At 45.3% G+C, this 18,389-nt stretch carries 13 protein-coding genes; 11 read left to right on the forward strand and 2 right to left on the reverse strand.

The genetic code is table 11. The annotated features are described in order from the left end of the window. Nucleotides 1-5 precede the first annotated feature (5 nt). Both CLV25_RS11945 and CLV25_RS11950 read right to left on the reverse strand, forming a co-directional pair. Nucleotides 6-422, reverse strand: a complete 417-nt coding sequence (locus tag CLV25_RS11945; protein WP_131839887.1) for an anti-sigma factor family protein — start codon at nt 420-422, stop codon at nt 6-8. A gap of 58 nt (nt 423-480) precedes the next feature. After that, on the reverse strand, nt 481-1,062 hold the full coding sequence (locus CLV25_RS11950; protein ID WP_131839888.1) for an RNA polymerase sigma factor: 582 nt from the start codon (nt 1,060-1,062) through the stop codon (nt 481-483). Between the two features lie 303 nt (nt 1,063-1,365). Between CLV25_RS11950 and CLV25_RS11955 the strand changes: the two genes are divergently transcribed. The 11 genes from CLV25_RS11955 to CLV25_RS12005 all read left to right on the forward strand — a co-directional run bounded on the left by CLV25_RS11955 (nt 1,366) and on the right by CLV25_RS12005 (nt 17,979). Beyond that, nucleotides 1,366-2,511 carry a helix-turn-helix domain-containing protein gene (locus CLV25_RS11955; protein WP_131839889.1) on the forward strand — a complete coding sequence of 382 codons (1,146 nt, stop codon included), beginning with the start codon at nt 1,366-1,368 and terminating at the stop codon, nt 2,509-2,511. A 408-nt stretch (nt 2,512-2,919) separates the two neighbouring features. Continuing rightward, on the forward strand, nt 2,920-4,047 hold the full coding sequence (locus tag CLV25_RS11960; protein WP_131839890.1) for a hypothetical protein: 1,128 nt from the start codon (nt 2,920-2,922) through the stop codon (nt 4,045-4,047). Between the two features lie 21 nt (nt 4,048-4,068). Beyond that, nucleotides 4,069-7,077 (forward strand): SusC/RagA family TonB-linked outer membrane protein, encoded by a 3,009-nt coding sequence (locus CLV25_RS11965; RefSeq protein ID WP_131839891.1) that lies wholly within the window; start codon nt 4,069-4,071, stop codon nt 7,075-7,077. A gap of 12 nt (nt 7,078-7,089) precedes the next feature. Then, nucleotides 7,090-8,502 carry a RagB/SusD family nutrient uptake outer membrane protein gene (locus tag CLV25_RS11970; protein ID WP_131839892.1) on the forward strand — a complete coding sequence of 471 codons (1,413 nt, stop codon included), beginning with the start codon at nt 7,090-7,092 and terminating at the stop codon, nt 8,500-8,502. Between the two features lie 12 nt (nt 8,503-8,514). Then, on the forward strand, nt 8,515-10,047 hold the full coding sequence (locus tag CLV25_RS11975) for a hypothetical protein (protein WP_131839893.1): 1,533 nt from the start codon (nt 8,515-8,517) through the stop codon (nt 10,045-10,047). Between the two features lie 6 nt (nt 10,048-10,053). Next, the gene (locus CLV25_RS11980; RefSeq protein ID WP_131839894.1) at nt 10,054-12,411 is read left to right on the forward strand and encodes a zinc-dependent metalloprotease; all 2,358 of its coding nucleotides are present in this window, start codon (nt 10,054-10,056) and stop codon (nt 12,409-12,411) included. A gap of 86 nt (nt 12,412-12,497) precedes the next feature. Next, nucleotides 12,498-14,690 (forward strand): S46 family peptidase, encoded by a 2,193-nt coding sequence (locus CLV25_RS11985; protein WP_131839895.1) that lies wholly within the window; start codon nt 12,498-12,500, stop codon nt 14,688-14,690. A 172-nt stretch (nt 14,691-14,862) separates the two neighbouring features. After that, the gene (locus CLV25_RS11990; protein WP_131839896.1) at nt 14,863-16,119 is read left to right on the forward strand and encodes a 4Fe-4S binding protein; all 1,257 of its coding nucleotides are present in this window, start codon (nt 14,863-14,865) and stop codon (nt 16,117-16,119) included. A 118-nt stretch (nt 16,120-16,237) separates the two neighbouring features. Next, nucleotides 16,238-16,630 carry a hypothetical protein gene (locus CLV25_RS11995; protein ID WP_131839897.1) on the forward strand — a complete coding sequence of 131 codons (393 nt, stop codon included), beginning with the start codon at nt 16,238-16,240 and terminating at the stop codon, nt 16,628-16,630. 325 nt (nt 16,631-16,955) lie between these two features. Then, nucleotides 16,956-17,465: a hypothetical protein gene (locus CLV25_RS12000; protein WP_131839898.1), complete on the forward strand. Its 510-nt coding sequence runs from the start codon at nt 16,956-16,958 to the stop codon at nt 17,463-17,465. Between the two features lie 238 nt (nt 17,466-17,703). Further along, nucleotides 17,704-17,979: a hypothetical protein gene (locus CLV25_RS12005; RefSeq protein WP_131839899.1), complete on the forward strand. Its 276-nt coding sequence runs from the start codon at nt 17,704-17,706 to the stop codon at nt 17,977-17,979. Nucleotides 17,980-18,389 lie beyond the last annotated feature (410 nt).

Raw genomic sequence — 18,389 nt, forward strand, 5'->3', positions numbered from 1 at the left:
TGGTATTACTCGGAGGTTAGCAAATGTATGGACTCCAGCGAGGCATCGTCTATGAAGGCCATATCGGCGCTTCCCGATGCCTTAAGAGTCCCGTTTTGGTAAAGGCTTCCTATTAGGATGCCCAGAGCAATGGTAGCAGCAACGGATGCTGCTAAAACAAGCGGACGAAAACGGGTAAGGATCGATGCTGAAGGCGATGTCTCTAGGCTCCCAATTCGAGCCATAACCCTCGAAGCAAGGAACGGACTAGGCTGCTGCCCTTTTTCGAGAGCAACAAACCGCTCGATTCCGGCCACTGCCCTTAGGCTTGCCGCACAGCGGCTGCACTTCGACAGATGCTCGCCTACGAGCATGCTCGTAGCTTCGGGTAACTCCCCGTTACGGTATTGTTCCAGGTAATCGATGCACTCCTTGCAGTTCATTTTCTTTGCTTTTTATAGGGTTAGAACCTAAATCCTCTTTTTTCCTACGCCACCAGCGCTACTTTTTGTAGAAGGCGACCAGCTTTTTACGGAGGTTGGCCTTTGCGCGCTGCAGCAGCTGCTCCACAGCCCCCTCGCTGATCGACATAATGGCGGCAATCTCGCTTTGCGGCAGCTCGTCGTACCGGCTTAGGGTAAAGGCCACGCGCTGGCTTTCGGGTAGCGAGTCGATGGTCTGCTGCACGGCTTCGCTCTCCTGTGCTGAGATGAGCAGTTGCTCCGGATTATCGCCCAACGGCATTACCGGAGGTTGCACCTCGGCCTTATCCTTAACAAACAGCCCCTCTATACGCTGGAATATGCTTCGGCGTTTGCTGTTGCGCATATGGTTTAGCGATGCGTTGACGGCTATACGGTAGAGCCAGGTAGATATCTTCGAATCGCCCTTAAAGCGGCCAAGCTGCTGGTAGGCGCTAATAAAAACCTCCTGGGTAAGATCCTCGGCATCTTCGCGGCTGTGCGTAAAGCCCATGCAGGTAGTAAACACCAAAGACTGATGCGCGCGTACCATCTCGGCAAACAGTTCCTGCTCGCCTTTTAGTATTCGCTCAACAACCTCTGCCTCCTGCCTCAAATCCATATCAAGTTCGAATTGCTTTACCAAGTTAGAAACAAAAGGAGATGATTTCCTACGGCCCTCCTAAAACTTTTTGGAGCTTGCAGCAAAGTGCAAAAATTCAGCACCAAATGGCAAGATTAGAATGCAACTCAATAGCTTTAAAGCACATTTGCTTTTTAAAACCGCTATCCTTTTGTAAAAAACACATTAAAAAACTAACATACTTTAAAATGCGCAACAACTTTCAAACTCTTCTTATTTATTTACATTTGTACACGTTTAAATTGTATAGAGCACTTTTCACGAGAGGTAAGGGACAACTCCATGGAACAACTCAACATAGTTAGCATAGCCCTTCTTTCATTCTTCTTTGTTTCCTTTATCAGCAAGAAAGGGAAAACGCTGTCCGAAAACATCCTAATCTTTTGGCTAGGAGTGCTAATCGTTTCGCAGATAACCTACCTTATCGAAAAGTCGGTGCTGATACATCGCTTCCACTTTGTCGTAGAAAGCATATGCAGCATAAACATCATACATGGGGCTACGCTTCTGGTGTACGTAAAAAGCATGATCGACAAAGATTACAGGATTGGGCGAACCGAGCTTATTCACCTTACCCCTTTTGTAATTCTTATTGCCGCAAAACTCCTGATGCAGGACGTATGGAACCTGTACAGCTGCGCAGCCGAAGGCTCGTGCACCTGCTCCAACAATATTTACCTTAGGCTGATTAGCTGGTATAAGATTCTTGTTGTAGGAGCCTATGTAATCTATTCGCTTACCCTATACCTTAAAGCCAAGAAAAGCGACTCGTACCTTTTAGGACTATCCACCCAAACAAAATGGTGGATTACAACGGTAGTACTCGGAAGCGTAACCCTATTTGGCCTTATCGTAGCGCTAGAGCTGGTTCAGGTGCTCAGCATTTACCAGATTACCGACAAGCTGCTTGTTATAAATATTCTGACCTCCATATTCGCCATACTCTTTATTTACATTGGCAACAAGTACGCCTTCCTTCTTTCGAAGGTAAGCAATAGCGTAGAGAAACCTAAAAGGAAGAATAGCACTACCCCTACGGTACAGAATGACGAGTCGCTAATCGACCCTAAGTTCGAAAGGATATTCAACGAGGTGGAACAGCTAATGAAGGAGCAGCAGCTCTACCTAGAGCCCGAGCTAACCCTAAGCATGGTTTCGGAAAGGATAAAGGTACCATCGGCCATTGTTTCTCAGGCCGTAAAGATCTTTACCAACCAGTCATTCCCTTCGTATATAAATACGTACAGGGTAGATATGGTAATCGAGAAAATGAATTCGCCGCTTTTTAAAACCTACACCATACTATCGCTTGCGCTAGAGTCGGGCTTTAACTCTAAGGCCTCGTTTAACCGTATATTTAAGCAGCAAAAGGGCGTTACCCCCAGCGAGTACGCTACCCAGCTAGGCTTAAGCCCTAAGGAAGAGTAGCCCCATCCTCTATACAACTTTCTACCGGTAAATGAATGCTATTGAATATAGCATGCCATGTACTACAACCATCCATTTAGCACGCACCAATTCTATGGAGTAACGTTTCCTCGTGTTATAGCATAACCCGTCTTTTCACAGCTCAGCCTATCGTTTCATAGGAGCAAAAGAGGATGTCGATTCAAACGTCCTATTAAGCAGAGCTGCTTTTCCAAGCTAAAATTTGTCCACAGGCAGCACCTCTCCGTTTAGGCAATGGTATCAATTAATATTATACGCCTAATTAATTGCACTTTACATCGTGCCAAAATCATTTTTTTAAGACCTAAACAACAGGTATCAAATATTGAATTAAGACGACATCCGCTTGTTGTTGTGCGTTATTTGCTACCGAAAACTCCTAAACCTATGTTCGAGAACCAAGACAAAAACAGAAAAGATGAGGGGAATGCCAAGCACGTTCCGGAAGGTTCCCCTAATAGTTGGACAGGTCCTCCAAACGAGCAAGACCTAAACAAAAAGCGATATGCGGTTAAGCTGATCGAGAAGCGCACAGGACTTCTAATTTTGGCAGCTTCGCTAATGTTTATACTGGTCTCCGTTTACTTTATCTCCCAAAAGAACCTTTACGTCTACCGAGACGTATGGCAAGTTTTGGCCTTCAGCAAGAATGTAGATGCATTTGAATTCGACAGCTACAAGACCATTCAAAATTCGGTAGGGTTTGAGTTGCTATCCGACAAGTTCAAGCGCAAAAAAGGGTTCTACGGCATCCAGTATAACCCCAAAAAAAGGCATCTAACCGTTTATGCAAACGACAGCGCCGTAACCGAGAAGAGCATTCGCAAGATACTCCACACCAAAGCAAAAAGCGCAGTTGGCTATCCAGATGATTCATCCAAACACCTCTTTAGGTACAGGCTAACCATCGAGAACTACTACGATTCGTTCGATGGGCTCATACTAAAGAACAAGCTGCAATCAATGAAGGGGGTTTACTACATCGAATCCACCTTTAAAAATGATCTTTATGTCGATATCTTCGGAAACAAAGGGCTTAACATTGACTCCTTAAAGGCAAGGATAGAAAACCCAACGGTTGTAATGCCCTTAAAGAAAAAGCTCACAGAGGTGAGCACCGACTATGCCGTAAATACGGTCGATATTACCAACGCCGATAGCCAACGCGGCAGAATTTTAAACAAGATCTTCATAAAAGACGATTTTGAATCGTCAACCCCCATCTCTGATAGCAGAAGGCTAGATACGCTGAAGCTAGCGATGAAGAAATTTCCTTTCGGAAGAAAGCTCACTTTTTCATCATTTCGTAATGACATTGAAATCGAACGATTCCATATTCAGAGCATAAAAGCAACGAATACAAGGGGTCCTGAGCTTGAAATAGTATTTGAGAGCAAAAGACCTTCGGATAAGGAAAAGCTGTTTTTGCTCCTAAACCGACCATCCTTCACCCATATGTCGAAGGGTAAGAAAAAGGCTGTGGAAAACCCATACGTTTTTGCAAAGAAGAATTAACCAACTACAATCAAAATCTAAATGACTAAGCGATCATTGATGCTTTTGCTCATGCTGGTAGCTACCGTTACAGCATTTGCGCAAGTCAGGAATGTAAAGGGAAAGGTGCTCGACAAGAATAAGCAGCCTATCCCAGGAGCACACGTGCTCCTAAAAGGCTCGAGAATAGGATCTTCAACGGGTATTAATGGAGATTTTTCTATTAAAGTATCCGATGCCAACACCACGCTTATTATAAGCATGATTGGCTATAAAACCAAGGAACTTGCCATTGGCAAGCAAAACGAAGTAGTTGTTACCCTCGAGGATGAAAACATACAGCTCGAGGAAGCAATTGTAATGGGATATGGTACAAAAAGATCGAGAGAAAGCGTTGTTGGTGCCGTAGAGCAGATCTCGGCAAAGGAGCTTAAGATTGATAGGGTAACCGAAAGCGTTGACAAGATGCTCGAGGGACGTATTGCTGGAGTATACATCGAAAACACTTCGGGAGATCCAGGTACCGCTTCTATTAACATTCAGGTTCGAGGTCAGGGTGCGCTCTCTAAGGTATCTAGTTCAGACATCGTATCATCAAGTCAACCGCTTATTATCATCGATGGTGTGCCTATGAACGATGCCTCTAACCCTAACATGGATAAGAAGTTTAATAACGATGTCACCCAAACTAACCCTCTTTCGCTAATAAACCCCGAGGATATCGAAACCCTTACCGTGCTTAAGGATGCTGCTACAGCGGCAATATATGGTGCCAATGCTGCCAACGGAGTTATCCTTATCACGACCAAACGTGGCCAATCCGGCAAAGCCTCGTTCAACATTTCGCATCAGATGAGCGTTGGTAACATTATCAACGAAATGAAGTTTCTTAATACCGATCAGTACGTTAAGCTGGCAATTGAGGCGCAGACGAATGCAGGCGTAGATCTTGCCACTGCCACCGAAAAAGCAGGCCCCACCAACATCAACACCAACTGGTACGATTTGGTAACACGTCAATCGCAAACATCGCAGACAAACCTTAGCGTATCTGGAGGTGCAGGAAGTACAACCTACCGCTTTTCGGCTGGCTACAACAATACCAAAACCATTACGCTAGGTAACCAGCTCTCGCGTATTACATCGCGTTTGAACCTGAACACAAAGCTATCCGAAAAAACAGATTTCGACCTTGTATTTGGATTCTCGATGTCGGACAAGGATGCGTTTAGCATATATGGCACTGCTTTTGCCTTTAAGCCAAACCTATCGCCCTACAATGCCGATGGTACATTCAACAACAATCCTCCGTTCGACAAGATTGCCAATCCTCTTGCTGCCCTAGCGCAGAATAAGAATCAGAAGAAAGATTACTATACCAATGGTAGTGCTACCCTAAACTATCACTTTAGCAAAGACCTGAGCATAAGAAGCTTGTTTGGAGTTGACTACACAAATAATCGTAGCTACATATTCGACTCTAAAAAGAATGCAGCTGGAGCCAACTCAGGAGGTAGGGTTAAAGATGTTTACCAAATGCAGTTTAACTGGATAAACTCAACTAGCATAGAGTGGAATAAGCAGCTTGCTGAAAAGCATAACATCTCGGCTCTTGCGGGAATAGAACTAACCGATAAGAAATCGAACGGCTTAAGAGCAACAGAAAGCAAGCTGCCAATTGAAAAGCTACCAATTATCGGTATTGGTTCGGATGAGAATACCTCGGCGTACGCAAGCGAATCCTCGGAAGGAACCCTATCCTACTTTAGCCGTTTGGGTTATAGCTACGGAGGAAAGTATAATGTTAGCATCAATGCAAGACGCGATGCATCATCAATTTTTGGAGGGGATGTTCAGGCAGAGCTCTTCGGATCGATAGGAGCTACCTGGAATATTTCGAAGGAGGATTGGTTCCCTAAAAAATACATCAACTATGCAAACGTTCGTGCTTCGTACGGTAGCACCGGAAACTCACGCATAGGATCATATTCTGCTCGTGGAACCTATAACTATAGCGGATCGTACGTTTACAACGGTATGGGAGGTTCGCGCCCTAGCACGGCTCCAAACCCTGCTTTAGGTTGGGAAAAGAACTACAAGCTAAACCTCGGGGCTGATTTCTCCATTCTAAAATCGAAAGTAAACGTTTCGGTAGACTACTACCGCAACAATATTTACGATGCTATACAATCACTATACATAGCTCTTGAATCGGGATTTAGCTCCGTTTCAGCCAATACTAGCGACATGGTAAATAAGGGTATTGAGCTAACAATAAGAACTAGAAACTTTGACAAGGAGTTTAAGTGGAGAACCAACTTTAACATCTCTAGCAATTCCAACAAGATTACCCGTCTTTCGAACAACTTGGATAAACTCGCGCAAAGCGGCTACACCTTTACCGGCTTAAAGGTAGGAAAAGATGTGAGCGGCATTTACACGGCTAGGTATGCAGGTGTCGACCCTCAAACAGGTACAACCTTATGGTACTTAAAGGACGGTTCAATTACAAACGATGCCAAGCTTGCAAACAGTATAGAAAACAGGGTTTATGTAGGAAAAGCTAGTCCCGATTTTTTTGGAGGTTTTACCAACGACTTCGAATATAAAAGGGTAACGCTTACCATTGCTACAACCTTCAACATTGGAGGCCACAAGGCAATTCCATACAACTACCTGTACATGAACTCTGACGGACGTCAGATTCTAATTCAAAACCAGTCGATCAACCAGCTTAACCGATGGACAACACCTGGTCAGATTACCGATGTTCCAAAGCTTTCGACCGACAACTACGTTGGATACGGTTCAACCCGCTACCTATACGACTTGACCAATGTTTGCCTTAAAACGATTTCGTTAAGCTATAGGATACCATCAGAAATTGCCAAGAAAGTGCTTCTCGAAAATGCCAGTTTCAACTTCCAAATAAGCAACCTTGGCTACTGGTATAAGGATAAGAAGGGAGGAAGCGGAAACGGTATTGCCGAATACCGCTATTCATTCCCCGAAGCTCGCCAAATAACTTTTGGTCTTGACCTTAAATTCTAAACTAAAAGAGCAATGAAAAAAGTCATATATAGAATTGCAATTGCAGCAATCATCTTGTCAGGTGCTACATCTTGCGAAAGCTTTCTCGACAGAGAACCTACAATGTCCATTTCGAAGAGCGAAATGTTCAAGGACATGGAGGGGCTTAACTACGCTACTATTGGAATGTACAGCAATGCCATCTCGCTATTTAATGGGCCATTAATTCCATACTCGGAGGCGCGTAGCGGCAACCTAAAGCTTGCAAAAACGATGACTATCGCATACGCTTCGCGTATGCAACCATCGTACGAATTCAACAACCTGTACGATGACACCGACGATGCAGCCAATAGACTTTACGAACCTTTTTACGAAGTCATCAATCAAGCCAATGATATCATTGAGGCATGCAAAACGGTAAACTATCCCGACGCTAAGAGCAGGGACAACTGCTACGGAGAAGCGCTATTCTTTAGGGCTCTATCGCACTTTACACTTTGTAATCTTTATGCCCAACCATACATTGCATCGAACTTAGGAAATGAGCTCTCCATTGTCTTAATGGACAAAGCTATTCCAACCTTCGAGTACCCAACCCGAAGCAAGCTTTATAAGGTGTACGACCTAATCATCTCCGATTTAAAGCAAGCTGAGCTACTTTTAGCGAACAACAGCCGTACCACAGGCATTAAGCAGGCATGGGTATCGCAAGCTGCAGCACAAGCCCTATTGGCAAGGGTTTACCTCTACAAAAACGATTGGGAAAATGCCGCCATATACGCCAACAAGGTAATTGCCAATAGCAGCTATGCACCTCTTACGAACGCTAACTACGAAAGTGCGTGGAATTCGACATCCGTTAATACAGAGGATATTTTTGTATTCGATTTTTCGAATATTACACAAAAGAATATCTCTACCTATTTTGGAGTTCCCGATACCGAAAAATCAGTCCACTTCAGCGTTAGCAACGATTTGAAAAAGCTTTATTCCGCTTCGGATGTTCGCGCTAAGCTGATAGTACCACTACCTAGCGACAACCGTGACACGGTTACAACTAAGTATAAGGCGATTGGGCTTAAAGAACGCTACATATCCTTTCTACGTCTAAGCGAAATGTACCTTATCCGTGCCGAAGCTTCGGCAGAAAACGGAGATGTTGTTCAAGCACGTAACGACCTTAACACCATAAGGCTTCGCGCAGATGTTTTGGCTACCCCTATTTACCCTTCGGGTCCTGCTCTAATTGATGCCATAATGCTAGAACGCCGAAAAGAACTCGCATTCGAGGGGCATACCTACTACGACTTTATTCGCAAGGGGAAAGGTATAACCAGAACCGATTTTAATGGGGTTCAAAACAAGGACATACCCTTCCCTAGCAGCAAGCTATACCTACCATTCCCAAAGAATGCCGTAGAGCATAACCCGAACCTTAAATAAATTCTAAGTGATATGAAGACTACCAAACAAATCTTTGCACTGCTACTAACCTTTGCAGTGCTGGCAATTGGATGTAAAAAGGAGGACGACGATCCAACTACACCAACCGTTTCGTTCGAGCAAAGTTCCCTTCAGGTTTACGAAAACCAAAGTGGAGAAATCCGCGTTAAGGTTAACCTATCGGAACCAACACAAAAACAGGTACAAATTCCAATCGAGGTTACAGGAACTGCTGTTGCCGGAACCAACTACCAAATTGGCGACACACAGTTTGTTACTATTGATGCTGGTGCTCTATTGGGAGAAGTTATCCTTCAACCCAAAATTTCGACAACAAGCGAAGACTACACCCTAACCATCACCTTAAAGCAAGCGGCCGGTTTTATTGTAGATCCAACAAAGAACACCTTCACCCTAACCATTCTCGACTCTCAAAAGTCGAACTTGACTAAGGTGTCATTCGCAAACACCAACGAGGTGATAACAAACCCTCTGCTTGCCGAAGCAATTGAGGTTAAGGTGGCCCTTACCGAGCTTTCGACCAAGGATATAGTTGTTCCAATTACAATTACAGGAGCAACCGAAGGAGTAGACTTTACCACCGAAGGATTGGAGAGCGGTAGCATTCGTATTCCTGCAAATGCACTAGAAGCTTCCTTTAAGGTAAAAATTAAGAGTGCCGATATTGTTGCAGAAAAAGCAGTAGACATTAGCATATCTGGCGATACACCAAACTACATTGTTGATAAAACAAAGAACGCCGCAAAGATTACCCTGATAAATCCTGAGGTTAACTTTGGCTCATCGTTCTTTACCGATGCCAACCTTTTCAAGTTCTTCTTCTTAAGCAACGGCACTTCTACTCAGTATGACGCAAAAACGGCATACAACATGAAGGGGTATCGCTGGAATGGTACCACAAGCGCATTTGCTACTGCAAGCGGTCAACCCTACATAAACAAGCATAAAACCATTCGCAATGCTTGGGATGTAGAAGTACACAACTGGTTTAAAAAGCAAGGATGGTCTACTTCAATTACGATTCCCGAACTCGAAAGATGGGAAATCCAAACAGGCGACCTGCTAAATATCGCCAGCTGTTTTCCTGCTAACTACCTTGCTGAGTATGCCAAGACTACGGCCATGATTGGCAATGGTAATTGCTTCCTAAAGTTCATTCCAACACAAAAAGATGGGCTTAAAGGAGTCGTAACAATTCCAACACAAGATCTTACGGTATACAAGGCAAAACCAGAATTCAAATGGTTCGAGTACACTGTGGTTTCTACCAAAAACGTATATAACTGGTATGCCGATTCGCGTGCAACAAATGGCAACTTGGCTGCTTCAACAAACGTTGAGCCAGTAACTATTAAGGTTGAAAATGCCGTTGGCACCTACGATCTGACAACCACTCCTGCAACCATCCAGATTGATGTAACCCTTTCTTCTGCCGATACCAACTTTGCACCAGCAGATGCAACGGTTTACAGCAAGGCCGATGGTAAGTACACCATTCGATACAAATTTACTCCTAACAAGTAATTTTAAATGATAATCAACAGACTCGCTGTTGTGACACTTGCCCTATTTACCTTGAGCGTAGGTTCCTACGCTCAAGGTTCTAACCCCAAAAAAGGCAGATCCACAACAACATCTTCACTAGAGCAAATTACAGAGAATAAGGCCACCTCTATTACAGACAAAGCACATGTAGAGGCTGGGTTTATCAATGTACTTAAAATAAAGGATAGCTACTACCTATCTATTCCAGATAGCATACTTGGTCGCGATCTCCTGTTTGCCGGACGTGTAGAGCAAATTAGCAATAACAAACAAATTTCAGCCGGACAGATCCGTAAGGACCCAATTCTAGTTCGTTTTCAAAAAAAAGGGAATAGAATTGTTATCGAATACCCCCAAGACTACCGCATTGTTAACGAGAAAGATCCAATAGCAAAGGCTATTGATAAGAATAATATAACCCCAGAGTTTCAGCTCTTCGACATAGAGGAAACAACAAAGGACAGATCTTACATTGTTGATGTAACCAAGTTCTTTACTGACGAGATACCGTACGTATCTCCGCTCGATGGCAAAATTAAATCGGGACGCCTAGAAGCAAAAGGAGTACAGATAGCACGAATGAGCGTAAACGATCAAACCCTAGAGGTTAGCACCGTTTTGCCATTTGTTAGTGATAGAGATGCCTCAAAAATCATCCTCCGCTATTCGCTTTACCTGCTGCCCAAAGTCCCCATGCTAGCTCGTGCCAACGACGATCGTATAGGGTTCTTCTCAAAGTCTAAACGTATATACGAATCAGGACAACCCGTATCTACCCAACAGTTTATAGCCCGCTGGCGCATTGAGCCGAAGCCAGAGGATATCGAGAAGTTCAAGAAGGGCGAATTAGTAGTTCCTGCCAAGCCTATCGTTTTTTACATCGACCCGGTAATGCCAGCCAAATGGCGCTCGTATGTTAAGCAAGGCATCGAGGATTGGAATAGGGCTTTTGAAAGAATTGGTTTTAGAAATGCGATCGAGGCTAAAGACTATCCTCAAAACGAGTCTTCGTTCGACGAGTTTAGCTTTCGCTACAACTGCTTCCGATACCTCCCCGTAGAAGAAGCCAACGCTAGCGGAGAAATATACTACGACCCCCGATCTGGAGAGATCGTACGTGGCGATATATTCTGGTACCACAACGTTATAAGGCTGCTGCAGGAATGGAGATATGTACAAACCGCAGCGGCCGATCCAAAGGCTCGCACCCTCAACCTCGACGATGCGACCATGGGCGAGCTTATCCGCTATGCAGTTGCCCACGAAATGGGACATGTACTAGGATTGCAGCACAATATGCGTGCATCTTATGCCTATCCAGTAGACTCTTTACGCTCGGCAACCTTCACACAAAGGTATGGCACTACTGCATCTATCATGGACTATGCCCGAAACAACTATGTGGCACAACCAGAGGATAAGGGCGTAAAGTTCACCCCTCCTATTTTGGGCGATTTTGACTACTTCTCCATAAAGTACGGCTACCAGCCAATCCTAAGCGCCAGCTCAACTGCCGAGGAGGTGCCTACACTGGAACAATGGTTTAAGGACAACGGAAGCGACCCAAAATACTTATATGGAGGGACTACAGTTGCTAGGGTTATGCCAGATCCATCTTCGCAAGCCGATGCGCTTGGCGATGATGCCGTAAAAGCATCGACTTACGGTATAAAAAACCTAAAGGTGATTGTTCGGAATACTGCAAAATGGCTTTACAAGGAAACAGAAACTCCAGAGATATACGAAAGCGCCTATGCGGCTATCTTTAAGCAGTACTCTAAAGAGCTCGGGCATACGCTCAGCTATATCGGAGGAGCTTACGAATTCTCGGGAACAATAGGCAACCTACAAGCCAAGCAAAAGGTGGTTGATGCTGAAAAACAGCGCCAAGCGCTTGCCTTTGCAGTAAACGAAATTCGTAGCATAAGCTGGCTAAACGAAAAGTCGCTAATCCCCTACATCGGTTCTAAAGCCGATATGCTTTTCCAAAAGCAGAACGATGTGGTAGATGATCTGTTGGGCAATTTCATCCCTTCTCGAATCATTGCCAACGAAGGGTTGGGATGCTCCTATACCATAGAGCACTACCTCAACGATCTTTCGAGCAGCATTCTTAAAGCAGGGGCTGCCAACGATAGGTATATCCAAAACCTGCAGATTTACTACGTGCAAAAGCTAAAAGCACTTTCTGAAAATAAGGAACAAAAGGGTACGATACTTTCTGCTGCCATAAACGCACAAATCATAGGTGTAAAGGGAATGTTAACGTTAAGGGCTGAAAAATTGACAAATGCAACGGAGAAGAAGCATGTCGCATACCTTCTCCAAATTTTGAAATCGTAGTATTCATTACACCAACACCGGTAAAGCTGCATCCTGCAAAACGCAGGGCAGCTTTACCCTAATCTTCCACAAAACAATTTCAAACTATGAGACATTTTAGCATTGGACTATCCGTCTTACTGCTTCTGCTTTTCAGTATTCCTTCAAAGGCTGATGAGGGATTCTGGGTTCCTTCGTTGCTAAGCAAATACCGAATGGAGGATATCAAAAAGGCTGGTTTTAAGCTAACGAAGGAAGACATATACAGCATCAACAAAAAGTGCATTAAGGATGCTGTTGTTGGTCTATCGTCTGAAGGAATGGGGTTCAAAAATTTCTGTACAGCATCGTTCGTATCTGGTAAGGGACTTTTAGTTACCAACTACCATTGCGTAATGCGCTATATTGAGCAGTACTCTAATGCCGAGCACGACCTGCTTGCCAACGGGTATTGGGCAGACACCACCACCCGCGAGCTGCGCTGCTTCGAGCTTAAGGTAAACCAGCTTGTAGAAATCCGCGATGTTACTAAGGAGATAACCGCCGGACTCGAAAACCTTTCCGCTGCCGAGTATAACCGCCAGCTTGACATTCGTGGTAAGGAGATCGTAGCAAAAGCAACCAAAGGAACTAAACTCGAAGGAGGAATCACCTCTTTTATGGGTGGTAACCAGTTTCTACTTGCCCTATACAAAGTATTCGAGGATGTACGTTTGGTGGGCGTGCCACCAATTTCGGTTGGTAAATTCGGTGGCGATTCCGACAACTGGCAATGGCCAAGGCATACTGGCGACTTTGCCTTTCTACGCGTATACGCCAACAGCGACAACAACCCCGCAAAATGGCGCACATCCAACCAACCCTATAAGCCAAACCACTTTCTTCCGATTAGCGCTAATGGTGTTAAAGAGAACGATTTTGCAATGGTAGTAGGCTTTCCATCAACATCACGTCGATACATTCCTTCGTTTGCGCTCGAGCAAATTGTTAAGGACGACAACCAGCACCGAATTGCCATTAACGAGGCAAAGATGAAGATCATGAGCGAGGCTATGGCTACAGATGCCAACGTAAAATTTCGCTACACCACCCGCATGAGCTCCATGATGAACAAGCTCCTTAAGTGGAAGGGCGAGCTTTACGGGATAACCGTCAACGGGATCGACAAGAATCGCCAAGCCGAAGAAGAGGCATTTACCAAGTGGGTTAACGCATCGCCCGAGCGAATTGCAAAATACGGTGGGGTACTCGACAGCTTAAGGGCCAAGTACAATATTCTGTCCATGTACAACCGTGCCGACCTTTACTTTAACGAGGCTGGAATTAGTGGTGCCGAGGTTGTGCCCTATGCCGGAAAGTTCGAGAAGCTGGTAAGCATTGTAAAAAGCGGTCGTAAAACATCGGCTAAAGCCGCTGAAGGCGAAGCCCGCCACCTTAAAACCTTGCTGCCCCAGATATACAGCAACTGGAATACGGACATCGACCAAAAGGTGTTTGGCAAGCTGTTGGGCATGTACTACAAGAATCTGCCCAGCTACTTCCACCCCGAATACATGGTGGAGGTAGGCCAAAAGTACAACGGCAACTTCGAAAAGTTTGCCGAAGATGCCTTCCGTTCGACCATCCTTACCGACTCGAGCAAGGTTTCATCGTTCCTCGATAGCGTCGGCACTAAGGGCATAGACATACTTACCAACGACCCCATCTACAAGATGGCCATTGGCCTTTACATGACCAACGTAAACAAGATTATCCGCCAGCGCTCGAAGGCACAAGACGAGAATGGCTTCTACTACACCCGCTACCTTACGGGCATTATTGAGATGCGCGGCATGGATAACCTGTACCCCGACGCCAATAGCACCATGCGCATATCCTACGGTAAGGTTAAGGGTGTAAGCCCAAGCAATGGCATCAACTACAGCTACTGCACAACCGCCGATGGGATGTACGAAAAGCGAGTTAAGAATTCGGATAATGCCGACTATAAGATGCCCGCAAGGCTAAAGAAGCTAGTTGAGGAAAAAGATTTTGGAAAATACTTTAAGGGCGACAAGCTGCCAATCTGCTTCCTTACAAGTGCTCACACCTCTAGCGGAAACTCCGGAAGCCCGGTTATCGACGCCAAAGGTAGGTTTATTGGCATCAACTTCGATAGAATTTGGCAGGGAGCTTACTCCGACTACCAGTTCACCGAGGAGAACTGCCGCAACATTAGCGTAGATAGCCGATTCATCCTTTTCTTCCTCGAGAAATTTGCAAAATCAGACTATATCCTAAGCGAGATAGTTGTAAAATAAGCTAGCAGTTTGTAAAGAATAAAGGCTGTTCGAAAAGATCAGGAGAAAAGCAGCAGATAAAACTTTAACACTCTTCGTTATCCGTTAGTAGAATTGACGCTTCTTTGCCTTCTGACTTTCCGACAGCCTTTATTTTACCCAACATACAGATTGCATCTAACAACAACGTTCCATGAAAATAGCGAACCTAAGGGCTAAATTCCCTCAGCTTGTAGTCCTGCTCGTCATTATAGCCATCGTCGGTATCCGAACGCTTCAAAATGGCGACGGAGCTAAATCGAAAGCTGAATCGGCACCCAACGAAGATGTGCTATCCAGCCTAAAGGGGATAATCCCCGAAGCAGCAGCCATAGAGCACGACGGCGTTGAGCAGTGGATTATAAAGAACAAGAATGAGGAGGCTATTGGTAAGGCCATTATTGCCCAGCAAACCACCCGAAAGATAATTGGCTATAGCGGCCCTATCCCAATGGTGATAGTGCTCGACAAGAACGACAAGGTTCGTGGAATTGAACTGCTCGAAAACGACGAGACCCCCGAGTTTCTCGAAACGGTAGAAAACGAAGGATTCCTAGAAGGCTGGAACGGACTTGTAGTTGCCCAAGCAGTCGGCAAGAATATGGATGCCGTATCGGGCGCCACCTACTCCTCCACCGCCATTGGCGAAACGGTTAGGCAACGCTTAGCCGAGTACGCTAAAACGACGGCTGTTGCCCAAAAGACCGACATGAAAAAGATCGTAACCTACATCTCGATCCTAGTGGTAATCCTATACGCCCTAGCCTTCTACTGCTTCCCTAAGCAGCTGAATAGGTACCGCATTACGCTGCTCGTGCTATCGGTTGGCGTTTTGGGCGTCGCCTACGGCTCGTTCCTATCCATAAAGCTAATTGGAGGATGGTTCGTACAGGGCATATCGCTAAAGAACCAGATCATTTTTGTAACCCTTGCGGTGCTATCCTTTTTGCTACCCTTTGTTTTTGGAAAGAACTTCTACTGCACCTACGTGTGCCCCTTTGGCGCATCGCAGGAGCTGCTGGGTAGGATAAACCCCAAGAAGCTGGAGCTGCCCAAAAGCGTAACCACCATACTAGCCCGCACCCGCACTAAGGTTATGCTTCTGGTGCTGGGTATTGCCATCTTTGGCTCCACCATCGACGTTACCGGGGCCGAGCCCTTTACGCTGTTCTTCTTTGCCTCGGCCTCTAAAGGGGTTGTGGTAATGGCGGTTGCCTTCCTGCTGCTCTCCATTGCCATTCCAAGGGCATGGTGCCGCTTCTTCTGCCCTACCGGCGCGCTTATCGACTTCTTCCGCAAGGAGGCGAAGGATATCTTCCCCAAAAAGGTAACCTTCCAAACCCATCTGATTGCCCTTGCGGTTGCAGCGGCAGCAGTGCTGCTCTTTCTGGCATCGGCCATTTTTGCGTAATCCGGCAATCCTTAGATAGGCGAGGTTGCAACCAACATTTTTAGGCCAAACCGCCCGCTTGGAGAAGCGGTAGGCCACAAGTAAAGCGTTTTTACGAATCAACTTTAATACTGCCATAATGAAAAAGTTTTTGCTGATGACCCTACTCGTTGTTGGGGCCACATTCGCTCAGGCCGGCAAGGTAGAGCTCGCCAACTTGGCTAAGAACACCCCGAAGTTCGCGGGAAAGAGCGTTGAGTTCACCGGCAAGGTTTACTCCGTCTGCCCTAAGAGCGATAAGCGGATATTTGTTTCGCCTGAGAACGACAAAACCGTACGCATGGCCGTTGTGCTAAAGAGCGAATCGGCGGCCAACTTTAGGGGAAAGGTGGTTACCGTTAAGGGGAAGCTCAAAAAGGTGGCCTTTGTCGATCCCAAGCCCTGCGGTCGCTGCGATGGGCAGGATTGCGCCAGGAGCGTTTCCGACGGAGCTACCGCTACGTACTATGTGGAAGCATCGTCGGTGAAGTAGGCAGGGAATGACTGTAGCTCCTCGGGAAGCAATCGAAACCCTCCTGGTTACAAATACGGCAGAGAGGCATTTGTAACCGCCGCTAAACGGGAAACAGCACCACTCATAAAAGCGCAGCCACCACGGTTGCGCTTTATTTTTTGCTACTTTTGGTTGCACTCAGCAGACCGCTACTTAGCAAAGTCGAAGTTACAAACTTCGCCTAGCCTCGAGCGCTGATGTAAACTACGGCGAACGGGGGGCTATACAGGTTGGCAAAGTATACAAATTTGTAAAAGGCACAGCAAAAGTAGCAACTGCTACAGGAAAGGCAGCAACCAAAGTGATGCTAAAGCAAACCATGAAGGATGTGTCTAAAGATGCAGCTATCAATTTGGCCGTACAGTTTGTTTGCAAATTATTTGTTAACATTGCAAACAACGATCCTAACCCTGCTGCCTCTGCACTGCTAAAGGTAAGCACTAAAGATGCGCTAATAGCAGGGTTGATGAACAACGACTTCTATACCGATGACAAGCTTGTTGGTAGCCTTAACTGCATGATGGCTTTGTTTTCAAAGGCTCAAGAAAAGAAATCAACGCTTTTAGATTTAAATGTAATCTCAGATGCAGGTTGGCAATGTTTTATTTCACTGGGGGCTAGATTTGCACTTAAAAATATGCGGACAACAAGCCAGTATAAGGAGTTGGTTTCTTTAATACAAGATAAAAGGAAGTACGATTTAGTTATGGACTGGATGCTAAAAAAGGTGAACAAGGATACGTACAACTATTTGCTTGATACGTTTGTTGAAGAAGGGCTTAAGGGTTTAACGGAGGTTAAGTATGTGCAGTAGTAGTAAATTTGAGCAGCCTACTTTTCAAACCTACCTAGGTTGGTCTTTGTGGCTTCCTTGGTTTTTCTTAGGCAATTATTTTATAATTTCAACTTGTTTTTTGACTTCCGCTGAATTTCATTACAAATTTAGTAATTGGGTTGTATCAGGTTCCGCAGAACTGAAAAGGGCAGATGCGCTTATTATATTTACCTATAAGTATTTTGGTAGAAATGGGATCCTAGCATTAGGAACTGGCATGCTTTTAATTGTTGATTTGGAAACAATCGGTTCTTTTCTAAAGCTAGTTCGCTACCATCGCAAGAATAGGCTTTACAAGCGTGGGCTGGTTACAAACCTCGATGATGATTACGAATTTCCACGGCTAAGTGTACTGTTGAAAAATCTTTTCACCAAGGATAAGAGCAAGCGCAAACGAGTTGCGTTCCGGTCGAAGAAGGAGTACCGAGAAATGCGTAAAAGGCTGGAGAAGGATGCTCTGTACAAAAAAATGTACCCTAATAATAGGGTGTGAAAGTATTTTGAACACCTTGCTAGCCGTAGAATAAACGCACGAGTTGATATAGTCGATGAATATGTAGAACTTAAGAGCGGTCTTATACTCAGTTAAGCCAAGGCTACCATCACCGCACGTTCGGCGGCCGGCTTTGCCGCCGTCGGGCTATGTTGGCAGGCTTTGCCTGATTGGTAGGTAGAGGGTTGTTAAACGGGGAGATCTTACACCGCCATTAACCAGCCAAACCATACACCAGCGCAGCCACCACTACGGCTGCGCTTTGCTACCGCTGAGCTAAATATAATTTAGGCTACGAATTAGACCTCGCTAGCTGTAGTCTAATTCAAACGCACAGGGCTCGGCGGAATTTGGCTTCGCCGAGCTTCGCTTCGCTACGGTTGTAATGCCGTCGAACTTAAGTAGCGGTC

Origin of the sequence: Acetobacteroides hydrogenigenes (assembly GCF_004340205.1) — a bacterium.
GTDB lineage: Bacteria > Bacteroidota > Bacteroidia > Bacteroidales > ZOR0009 > Acetobacteroides > Acetobacteroides hydrogenigenes.

Bases quoted from the DNA above. Each gene is read 5' to 3' on its own strand.
- CLV25_RS12005 (WP_131839899.1), top strand. From the start codon at position 17,704: ATGCTTTTAATTGTTGATTTGGAAACAATCGGTTCTTTTCTAAAGCTA.
- CLV25_RS11995 (WP_131839897.1), top strand. From the start codon at position 16,238: ATGAAAAAGTTTTTGCTGATGACCCTACTCGTTGTTGGGGCCACATTC.
- CLV25_RS12000 (WP_131839898.1), top strand. From the start codon at position 16,956: ATGCTAAAGCAAACCATGAAGGATGTGTCTAAAGATGCAGCTATCAAT.
- CLV25_RS11950 (WP_131839888.1), bottom strand. From the start codon at position 1,062: ATGGATTTGAGGCAGGAGGCAGAGGTTGTTGAGCGAATACTAAAAGGC.
- CLV25_RS11990 (WP_131839896.1), top strand. From the start codon at position 14,863: ATGAAAATAGCGAACCTAAGGGCTAAATTCCCTCAGCTTGTAGTCCTG.
- CLV25_RS11965 (WP_131839891.1), top strand. From the start codon at position 4,069: ATGACTAAGCGATCATTGATGCTTTTGCTCATGCTGGTAGCTACCGTT.
- CLV25_RS11980 (WP_131839894.1), top strand. From the start codon at position 10,054: ATGATAATCAACAGACTCGCTGTTGTGACACTTGCCCTATTTACCTTG.
- CLV25_RS11985 (WP_131839895.1), top strand. From the start codon at position 12,498: ATGAGACATTTTAGCATTGGACTATCCGTCTTACTGCTTCTGCTTTTC.
- CLV25_RS11945 (WP_131839887.1), bottom strand. From the start codon at position 422: ATGAACTGCAAGGAGTGCATCGATTACCTGGAACAATACCGTAACGGG.
- CLV25_RS11975 (WP_131839893.1), top strand. From the start codon at position 8,515: ATGAAGACTACCAAACAAATCTTTGCACTGCTACTAACCTTTGCAGTG.
- CLV25_RS11955 (WP_131839889.1), top strand. From the start codon at position 1,366: ATGGAACAACTCAACATAGTTAGCATAGCCCTTCTTTCATTCTTCTTT.
- CLV25_RS11970 (WP_131839892.1), top strand. From the start codon at position 7,090: ATGAAAAAAGTCATATATAGAATTGCAATTGCAGCAATCATCTTGTCA.
- CLV25_RS11960 (WP_131839890.1), top strand. From the start codon at position 2,920: ATGTTCGAGAACCAAGACAAAAACAGAAAAGATGAGGGGAATGCCAAG.